We start from the raw sequence: 7818 nt of genomic DNA on the forward strand, positions 1-7818 counted from the left end.
GCCCGCGGCGCCGCCAGCGCCGCCCGGGCCGGCCTGTGCGGCCTGCTCTTGGTACATTTGCTTGCCGATCTCTTGGAGCTCCTCGGAGAGCGCCTCGGTGACGTCTTGGAGCGCCTCGGTTTCGGCGTCCTCGTCCTCGAGCGTCTCCTCGACGTCCTCGATTGCCGCCTCGATGTCGCCACGGAGGTCGTCGTCGATCGCGTCCTCGTTCTCTTCGAGAAGGGTCTCCGCACGCTGGATCGCCGTCTCGGCCTCGTTGCGGGCCTCGATCCGCTCGCGGCGCGCCTCGTCCTCCTCTTTGTGCTTCTCGGCCTCCTCCTGCATCTGCTCGATCTCCTCGTCGGAGAGGCCGACGCCCCCCTCGATGGTGATCGACTCGGCGTTGCCGGAGCCTTGGTCCTCCGCTTCGACGTTGACAATGCCGTTCTCGTCGATGCTGAACGACACCTCGATCTGGGGGGTTCCGGCGGGAGCGGGCGGGATACCGGTGAGCTGGAACGCGCCGAGCAGCTCGTTCTCCTCGGCGATCTCGCGTTCTCCCTGGAACACGCGGACGTTGACGGAGGTCTGGTTGTCCGCCGCCGTGGTGAACACCTTCGACTCCTCCGTCGGGATCGTCGTGTTCTTCTCGATGAGCCGCTCGAACAGCCCACCTTTCACTTCGATACCGAGCGAGAGCGGCGTCACGTCCAGTAGAACGATGTCGTCGACGTCTCCGGAGAGCACGCCACCCTGCACGGCCGCACCGAGCGCGACCGCCTCGTCGGGGTTGACGTTCTTTTTCGGCGCCTGACCGATGAGTTCCTCGACCTTCTCCTGGACCTGCGGCATCCGGGTCGACCCGCCGACGAGAATGACCTCGTCGATGTCCGACTTGGAGTAGCCGGCGTCCGAGAGCGCCTGCTCGGTCGGGCCGACGGTCCGTTCGAGGAGGTCTGACGTGAGGTTCTCGAACGTCGCACGGGTGATCGACTGTTCCAGGTGAACCGGGCCGCTGTCGGTCGCGGTGATGAACGGCAGGTTCACCGTCGTCTCCTTCTTGTTCGACAGCTCGATCTTCGCCTCCTCGGCGGCGTCTTTCAGCCGCTGGAGCGCCTGCCGGTCCTCGCGGAGGTCGATCCCGTGGTCGTTTTTGAACTCTTCGGCGATGTGGTCGATGAGCGCCTCGTCCCAGTCGTCGCCGCCGAGGTCGTTGTCCCCGTTCGTGGCGACGACCTCGTAGACGCCGCCGCCGAGGTCCAGCACCGATACGTCGAACGTCCCGCCGCCGAGGTCGTACACCAGAACGGTCTGGTCCGACTCGTCGTCAAGGCCGTACGCCATCGACGCCGCGGTCGGCTCGTTGACGATGCGTTCGACGTCGAACCCAGCGATCTCGCCGGCGTCCTTCGTCGCCTGGCGCTGTTTGTCGTTGAAGTAGGCGGGCACCGTGATGACCGCCTTCTCGACGTCGTCGCCGAGGTACTCCTCGGCGTCGCGTTTGATCTTCTGGAGGATCATCGCCGAGATCTGCTCGGGCGTGTACTCCTCGCCGTCGACCGAGACGGTGTAGTCGTCCTCGCCCATGTGCCGCTTGATCGACTGGATCGTGCGGTCGGGGTTCTGGACGGCCTGGTTCTTCGCCGGCTTTCCGACGAGTCGCTCGTCGTCGTCGGAAAAGGCGACGACGGAGGGAGTCGTCCGATCGCCTTCCGCGTTGGCGATGATCTCGGGTTCGTCACCCTCCATCACCGCGAACGCGGAATTGGTGGTACCGAGGTCGATACCGAGGATCTTGTTGGTCGCCATCTTACCAATAGATACCGGCTTGTGTCGGTTAAAGGTTACTAGACGAGCCGATTTTGGCGATCAGCCGATCCCGTTCGGGTCGTGCGTTTTTTCCGATCGTGGTAGCCACTAACATCGATGTCTTTATACTGACCCGCAAGCGCAGTCACCCGGTCGCCCCGGTTGTCCGGCGTGGTTACCCCCTGACCGGCCGCAGTTACCCCCTGACCGGCCGCAGTTACCCCCTGACCGGCCGCAGTTACCCCCTGACCGGCCGCGGTTACCCCATGACCGGTTGCAATCCCCTTATGTCCGTATCCCGTCGCGAGCCAACTCGCGGGGACATAGTTTCCGATTCAGATCTCGGAGACGAGGTCCTCGAGGACCGCTGCCGGGTCATCGGCCTTGGCGACGCCGGAGGCGAGAAGGACGCCAGACGCGCCGAGCTCCGCGGCGGCCGCTACATCCTCTCCGGTGGAGACGCCGGCACCACAGAACACGTCGACCGCCTCGTCTACCGCACCCGCGGCCGCGACCGCGTCCTCGACGATTCCAGGATCGGCCGTCGAGACGGAGACATCCCCGCCGATGAGCTCTGGCGGTTCGACCGCAACCGCGTCGGGCGAGAGTGCGGCCGCCGCGCCGACCTGTGCCGGGTTGTTCGCACACACCACCGTGTCGAGACTGGCGCGCTCCGCGGCGTCGACCGATCCGTCGATGTCCGCGAGCTTCAGTCGGTTTTCCGAGTGGTTGATGAGCGTCCCCGCGGCGCCGTTGTCCGCGACCGCCTCGGCGAGCGTCGAGCCCGTGTGCGAGCCATGGGCGTTCGGGGAGACGTGCTGTGCCCACGTTTCGACGCCCGTCTCCGCAACCCGAGCGATATCCGCGGCCTGCGGCGAGATCGCGATCCGCACGCCCGACGCGTCGGCCACGTCGCGAGCGGCGGTCGCGACCTCGATCGGATCACACGGATACGCCTTGAGGTTCACCAAGATGAACATACGTGTCCGACCGGGCCGCGGGCGCAAATAGCTTACACACTTCGGCACTGGGTTACACACCTCCGCGCCGAGGGGGACCCCCTATCATATATATACCCGGGGTGACAACGCGTCGAACGACCCCTTTGGGGCCGGACGTGGACATGTCCCTCATCGAAATCATCGCCGGCGTGGAGTCGCATGAAGCCACGCTCACCGTCTTCGACGACGATCCCGCGGTCGCACGGACCCTCGCCGAACACTTCGCGGACCGGAACGTCCGCGTCGTGGACGGCTCGACCGACGGGGGACCGGACGGGTACGCCGTACTCTCCAGGGACGGGGAGTTCGTGACTGCGGTGGGAGTCGAGGAGCTCCTCCCGGCTCACAGTACCGAGATCGGTGACCCCTCTGCTCCCGATGTAGACGGCGGCATACCCGAGGATCCGACCACGGGTAGAGTTGGGGAGCCAGTCCTCGATCACCTCGACGAGACGATGTTCACCTCCTATTCACGGGGCGACATGGTCGCAGCCTCCCGCGAGATCGAGGACCGTGCGTGGCGCGTCGGCCGCGGCGAGCTCCACGCCGGGTTCCAGACCCTCGATGTGCTGACCGGGGAGACGAACACGTACGATCGGCTCGGCGAAAAACCGGAGCTAGACGTACACGCGTACGCGACCGACGAGGGTGACGCTCCAAACGCCGACTACTACACGGTCCACGTCGCCCGTTCGGCCGAGATCCGCGAGACGTGGTTCGTCGCCTTCGACGGCGACGGCCTCGACGAGGCGAAGTGTGCGTTGCTCGCCGAGGAGCGCGCGCCTGGTGAGTTCTACGGCTTCTGGAGCTACGATCCGGCGACCGTCGACACCATCATCGACCACCTCGTCTCCCGGTACTGGTCCTCCGAGACGACCGACGACGGGGACGACGGCGCGACCGTGTGAAACGACTCCGTTCTCGGGAGCTCAGTCCTTCCGCTTGACCACGTCGCCGAGCGTCATCGTCCCGGCGTCGGTCGTCTCCCACTCTTCGTCGACGTCCTCACCCTCGACCAGCGAGATGTCGAGCGCGCGTTCGAGCTTCCGCTGGACCTCGTCGGTGGGGAGGGTGTCGCCGCGCTCGAGCTTCCGGATGAGGCTCGCCTTCTCGTTCAGCTGGTCGGCGAGGTCCTCTTGGCTCAGCCCGCGGGACTCGCGGGCGGTACGGATCCGGTCGTCGTAGTCGGTCGCGACCTCGTCCATGTCGTCGAACATGTCGCGGCGACGCCGCGATCCACCCGAGCTACCCGATCCGCTCGATCCGGACGAGGAGGAGGAAGACGAGGCCGCCTTCCCGGAGCTGGAGCTCGTAGAGTACTTGCTCCCCGCGGAGCTGCTCGGCTCCTCACGGACTTCCGTCCCGAAGTCCGTACAGGAACTGCACAGCTCCAACTCGGCGCCTTCGACCTTCGTCGTCGTCAGCGAGGCCTGCTCGGCGCCACACATTTCACACTGGGGCATACGCGGGGGTAACGGGGCCTCTCGTATAAAGGGTGCGCCGTTCCGATGCGTTCGCCGATACCCCTAACGGCCCTCTACCGCACCCCACCCCCCAACCGTCCCAACCCGCCCCGACGGACCCCAACCGATCTCCACACCCCTGTGTCCCCGTAACACACTTAAGAACGGGGTCGGTACGGAGCGGTAGTGGCATCCCGACAGGGCGGACCGGGAACCGACGAGGGGCCCGGCACCGGAACGACGGAGCGCCGGACCGCACCGCACGCGACGCACCCCGACACCGGCGGGCGTCGTGGACCGTCCACGCCGCCGAGCCGGTTCGGCCCGGACGGAACTCCGCAACGGGCGTCGACGTCCGATCCGGAACCCCAGTCCGTCCCGGCGGCTCGACGCCGGACGCCGGAAGACCCGCCGGTACGCGATCCCGGACTGTACGCGCTCACTGATCACTTCCGTGAGCGACTCGAACAACCCGGCCGGTACGTCTCGACTCGGACGGTCAGCGACGCGATACGCCACGGGCAGCTCCGCTGGAACCGGACCGACGGCTGGCGGTTCGCGCTCGTCGAGGACGGGATCCGGTTCGTCGTCGTCGTCGGCGACACGGAGACGAACTCCCCGGTCGTCGTCACGGGGTGGACGGAGGTGGCCGACCGCGACGACGCGATCGAGGCCGCACGGTTCGACCCCGTCGATATCGACACGATCGCGGTTCGGACGGGGTTAAGCGAGGACTCGTCGGAGCCGATCCCGGATCGGATCCGCCCCCGCACGGTGACCCGTCCGTTCGTAGTCGGCGAGCACCGGTTGGAGACCGAACCCGGGGAGCCGTTCGTCCGGTGTGTCGACTGTGGCTGTCGCTTCCGGTCGAAGTCGGCGATCACCTCACGGAACTGTCACGGCGGGCGTCGCGGCCGCTGACGCCACACGTTTCAGCGTCGCGGCCATACTCGTGACCGATGGGAGACGAGAACGGTCGTGAGGACGACCACTCCGAGAAGCCCGAGGGAGACCGGACCGAGCCCGGGACGGACGCGGGTGAGTCGACCGTGGGCGATCTCTCGCTCGACCGCTTTCACGACGCGCTCGAAGCCGAGGAGCGACCCGTCGCCACCGCGAGCGAGGTTGCGCGACGGCTGGGAACGACGCAAGCCGCTGCCAGGGACGCCCTCGCCACGCTCGTCGAGCGCGGGTCGGTCGAGAGGCTCGACGTCGAGAGCGACCCAGTCGTCTTCTACCCGAGCGAGTGGGGCCGGCTGGCGAGCCGCGAGCGGGTCGTCACGTTCCCGAAGCGACGCGAGATCGTCGTGGACCGGCCGACCCAGTACACGCGGGCGCAGCTCTCACAGTTCGCGCGCCTCGTGGACACGACCGGGACCGACCCCGGAACCCGCGGCTATCTCTACCGGATCCGTCCGGAGGACGTGTGGGCCGCGCCGTTCGACGACGCCGACGCGCTGATCGGCAGCCTCCGATCCGTCCTCCCCCGTCGGTTCGCGGAGCTGGAGGAGTGGGTCCGCGACCAGTGGCGGCGCGCCAACCGTTTCCGGCTGTATACACACGAGGACGACTACGTCGTGCTTGAGGCGGCCTCGGAGAGCCTGCTTGGCAACGTCGCGGAGCAGCACTTGGCTGACGACCACCTCCGCGCGCCGATCTCGGAAACCGAGGCGTGGGTGAACGAGGCCGCGGTCGCGGCGGTGAAGCGAGCGCTGTACGACGCCGGGTACCCCGTGCAGGACGACCGGGACCTCGACACCGGCGACCCGGTCGACATCGATCTCACTACCGACCTCAGGGAGTACCAGGAGACGTGGGTCGAGACGTTCCTCGAGTCGCGGTCGGGCGTGTACGTCGGCCCGCCGGGCTCCGGTAAGACCGTCGCCGCCATCGCGACGATCGCCGCCGTCGGCGGCGAGACGCTGATACTCGTTCCCTCGCGCGAGCTCGCCGGACAGTGGCGCGAGGAGCTGCTCGCCCACTCCACCGTCGACCCTGCCGATATCGGCGAGTACCACGGCGGGCAAAAAGAGATCCGACCGATCACGATCGCGACCTACCAGATCGCGGGGATGGACCGGCATCGCGGGCTGTTCGACTCCCGGCGGTGGGGGTTGATCTGCTTCGACGAGGCCCACCACATTACCGCCCCCGTCTACTCCCGGGCGGCAGAACTCCAGGCGAAACACCGGCTCGGACTCTCGGCAACTCCGGTTCGTGAGACCGGGAGCGAGGAGGAGATCTACACCCTGATCGGACAGCCGATCGGCGCGGATTGGGACGCACTGTTCGAGGCGGGGTTCGTCCAAGAGCCCGAAGTCGAGATCCGGTACGTCCCGTGGCGCGACGAGCTCGCTCGCAACGAGTACGCCAGCGCGGACGGGCGTGAACGGCGGCGACTGGCGGCCGAGAATCCGGCGAAAGTCGAGGAGGTCCGGTACCTGCTCGCCGCCCACCGCGGTAAGAAGGCGCTCGTGTTCATCGAGTATCTCGATCACGGCGAGGCGCTCGCCGACGCGCTGGACGCGCCGTTCGTCAGCGGCGAGACGCCCCACCACGAGCGGGCGGAGCTGTTCCGCCGGTTCCACGAGGAGGGGACGGAGGTCGACGTCCTCGTCGTGTCGCGGGTCGGCGACGAAGGGATCGACCTCCCGAACGCCGAGCTCGCGGTCGTCGCGAGCGGGCTCGGCGGGAGCCGCCGACAAGGGTCACAGCGGGCGGGTCGGACCATGCGACCCGAGGGCACCGCGCTCGTGTACGTGCTCGCGACTCGCGGGTCGAGCGAGGAGGAGTTCGCTCAGCGGCAGATGCGCCACCTCGCGCGGAAGGGCGTGCGCGTACGGGAGACGAACGTCGCGGAGTGAGTGAGGGTCACGTCGCGAAGTGTATCCGTGTGAACCGGCCCTGAGCCGGACTTGACTGAACCGAATCGAAGCGGATCGGATCTCGTCGCACCGCCCTCGGTCCGACTGTGTAGCCGACGGACCTTTCACGCACTCCGCCGTCGGAGCCGATCATGGACACGGACGACGGATCCACTGAAACGGGGATCACGGACGACGGACCCGCGGGGGACGATGACGGTGTGGATCGCCCGACGGTCGGGGAAGCGGTCGTGGACTGCCTGCTCGACCACGGTGTCGAGGTCGCGTTCGGGATCCCCGGCAAGCAGACACTCCCGCTCAACCGGGCGTTCGCGGACCGGGACGCGCGGTTCGTCGTCGCCCGCCACGAGACCGCGGTCACTCACCAGGCCTGGGGGTACGCCGAGTCGAGCGAGCCCGGGACGATGGCCGCGACGGTGGTCGTCCCCGGCCCCGGCGACATGAACGCGATGAACGGGCTAAAGAACGCGAAAAACGACTGCGTTCCCTTGCTCCATCTCGCGGTCGAGACCGAGCGCGACGTCCGAGGCGGGGATGGGATCCACGAGACGCCGCCAGCGACGTACGACACCGTCGTCAAGGAGAACGTGCTCGTGGAGTCGCCTGCGGGCGCGGTCGCCGCGGTCGCCGACGCGATCCGCGTCGCCCGCCAACCGCCGCAGGGACCGGTTCGGGTCGGGA

At 67.6% G+C, this 7818-nt stretch carries 7 protein-coding genes; 4 read left to right on the forward strand and 3 right to left on the reverse strand.

Annotation, left to right across the window (positions count from 1 at the left end):
• Both dnaK and tpiA read right to left on the reverse strand, forming a co-directional pair.
• Nucleotides 1-1788, reverse strand: a 1788-nt coding sequence (gene dnaK / locus ACFQEU_RS08525) for a molecular chaperone DnaK (protein WP_379781177.1), incomplete at its 3' end; no start/stop codon positions are given.
• Between the two features lie 335 nt (nucleotides 1789-2123).
• Nucleotides 2124-2768 carry a triose-phosphate isomerase gene (gene tpiA, locus ACFQEU_RS08530; protein WP_379781179.1) on the reverse strand — a complete coding sequence of 215 codons (645 nt, stop codon included), beginning with the start codon at nucleotides 2766-2768 and terminating at the stop codon, nucleotides 2124-2126.
• Nucleotides 2769-2911: 143 nt separating this feature from the next.
• On the opposite strand from tpiA, the gene ACFQEU_RS08535 reads away from it, so the two are divergent.
• A complete protein-coding gene (locus tag ACFQEU_RS08535; protein WP_379781181.1) occupies nucleotides 2912-3697 on the forward strand; it encodes a DICT sensory domain-containing protein in 786 nt (261 codons plus the stop codon).
• Between the two features lie 21 nt (nucleotides 3698-3718).
• Here the strand turns inward: ACFQEU_RS08535 and ACFQEU_RS08540 are convergent, their stop codons facing one another.
• Complete coding sequence (locus ACFQEU_RS08540) at nucleotides 3719-4252, reverse strand: multiprotein bridging factor aMBF1 (RefSeq protein WP_379781183.1); 534 nt, start codon at nucleotides 4250-4252, stop codon at nucleotides 3719-3721.
• 186 nt (nucleotides 4253-4438) lie between these two features.
• On the opposite strand from ACFQEU_RS08540, the gene ACFQEU_RS08545 reads away from it, so the two are divergent.
• From ACFQEU_RS08545 to ACFQEU_RS08555, 3 genes are all read left to right on the forward strand, one after another.
• The gene (locus tag ACFQEU_RS08545) at nucleotides 4439-5173 is read left to right on the forward strand and encodes a hypothetical protein (protein WP_379781185.1); all 735 of its coding nucleotides are present in this window, start codon (nucleotides 4439-4441) and stop codon (nucleotides 5171-5173) included.
• 38 nt (nucleotides 5174-5211) lie between these two features.
• Entirely contained in the window at nucleotides 5212-7116 is a 1905-nt protein-coding gene (locus ACFQEU_RS08550; RefSeq protein WP_379781187.1) for a DEAD/DEAH box helicase family protein, read from the forward strand.
• A 152-nt stretch (nucleotides 7117-7268) separates the two neighbouring features.
• On the forward strand, nucleotides 7269-7818 hold a 550-nt coding region (locus ACFQEU_RS08555; RefSeq protein ID WP_379781189.1), incomplete at its 3' end, for a thiamine pyrophosphate-binding protein.

The sequence above is a fragment of the Halorubrum tibetense genome (assembly GCF_042661865.1).
Taxonomy (GTDB): Archaea; Halobacteriota; Halobacteria; order Halobacteriales; family Haloferacaceae; genus Halorubrum; species Halorubrum tibetense.

Excerpts from the sequence above, each read along its gene's own strand:
- tpiA (WP_379781179.1), bottom strand. The coding sequence starts at position 2,768 with ATGTTCATCTTGGTGAACCTCAAGGCGTATCCGTGTGATCCGATCGAG.
- ACFQEU_RS08535 (WP_379781181.1), top strand. The coding sequence starts at position 2,912 with ATGTCCCTCATCGAAATCATCGCCGGCGTGGAGTCGCATGAAGCCACG.
- ACFQEU_RS08540 (WP_379781183.1), bottom strand. The coding sequence starts at position 4,252 with ATGCCCCAGTGTGAAATGTGTGGCGCCGAGCAGGCCTCGCTGACGACG.
- ACFQEU_RS08550 (WP_379781187.1), top strand. The coding sequence starts at position 5,212 with ATGGGAGACGAGAACGGTCGTGAGGACGACCACTCCGAGAAGCCCGAG.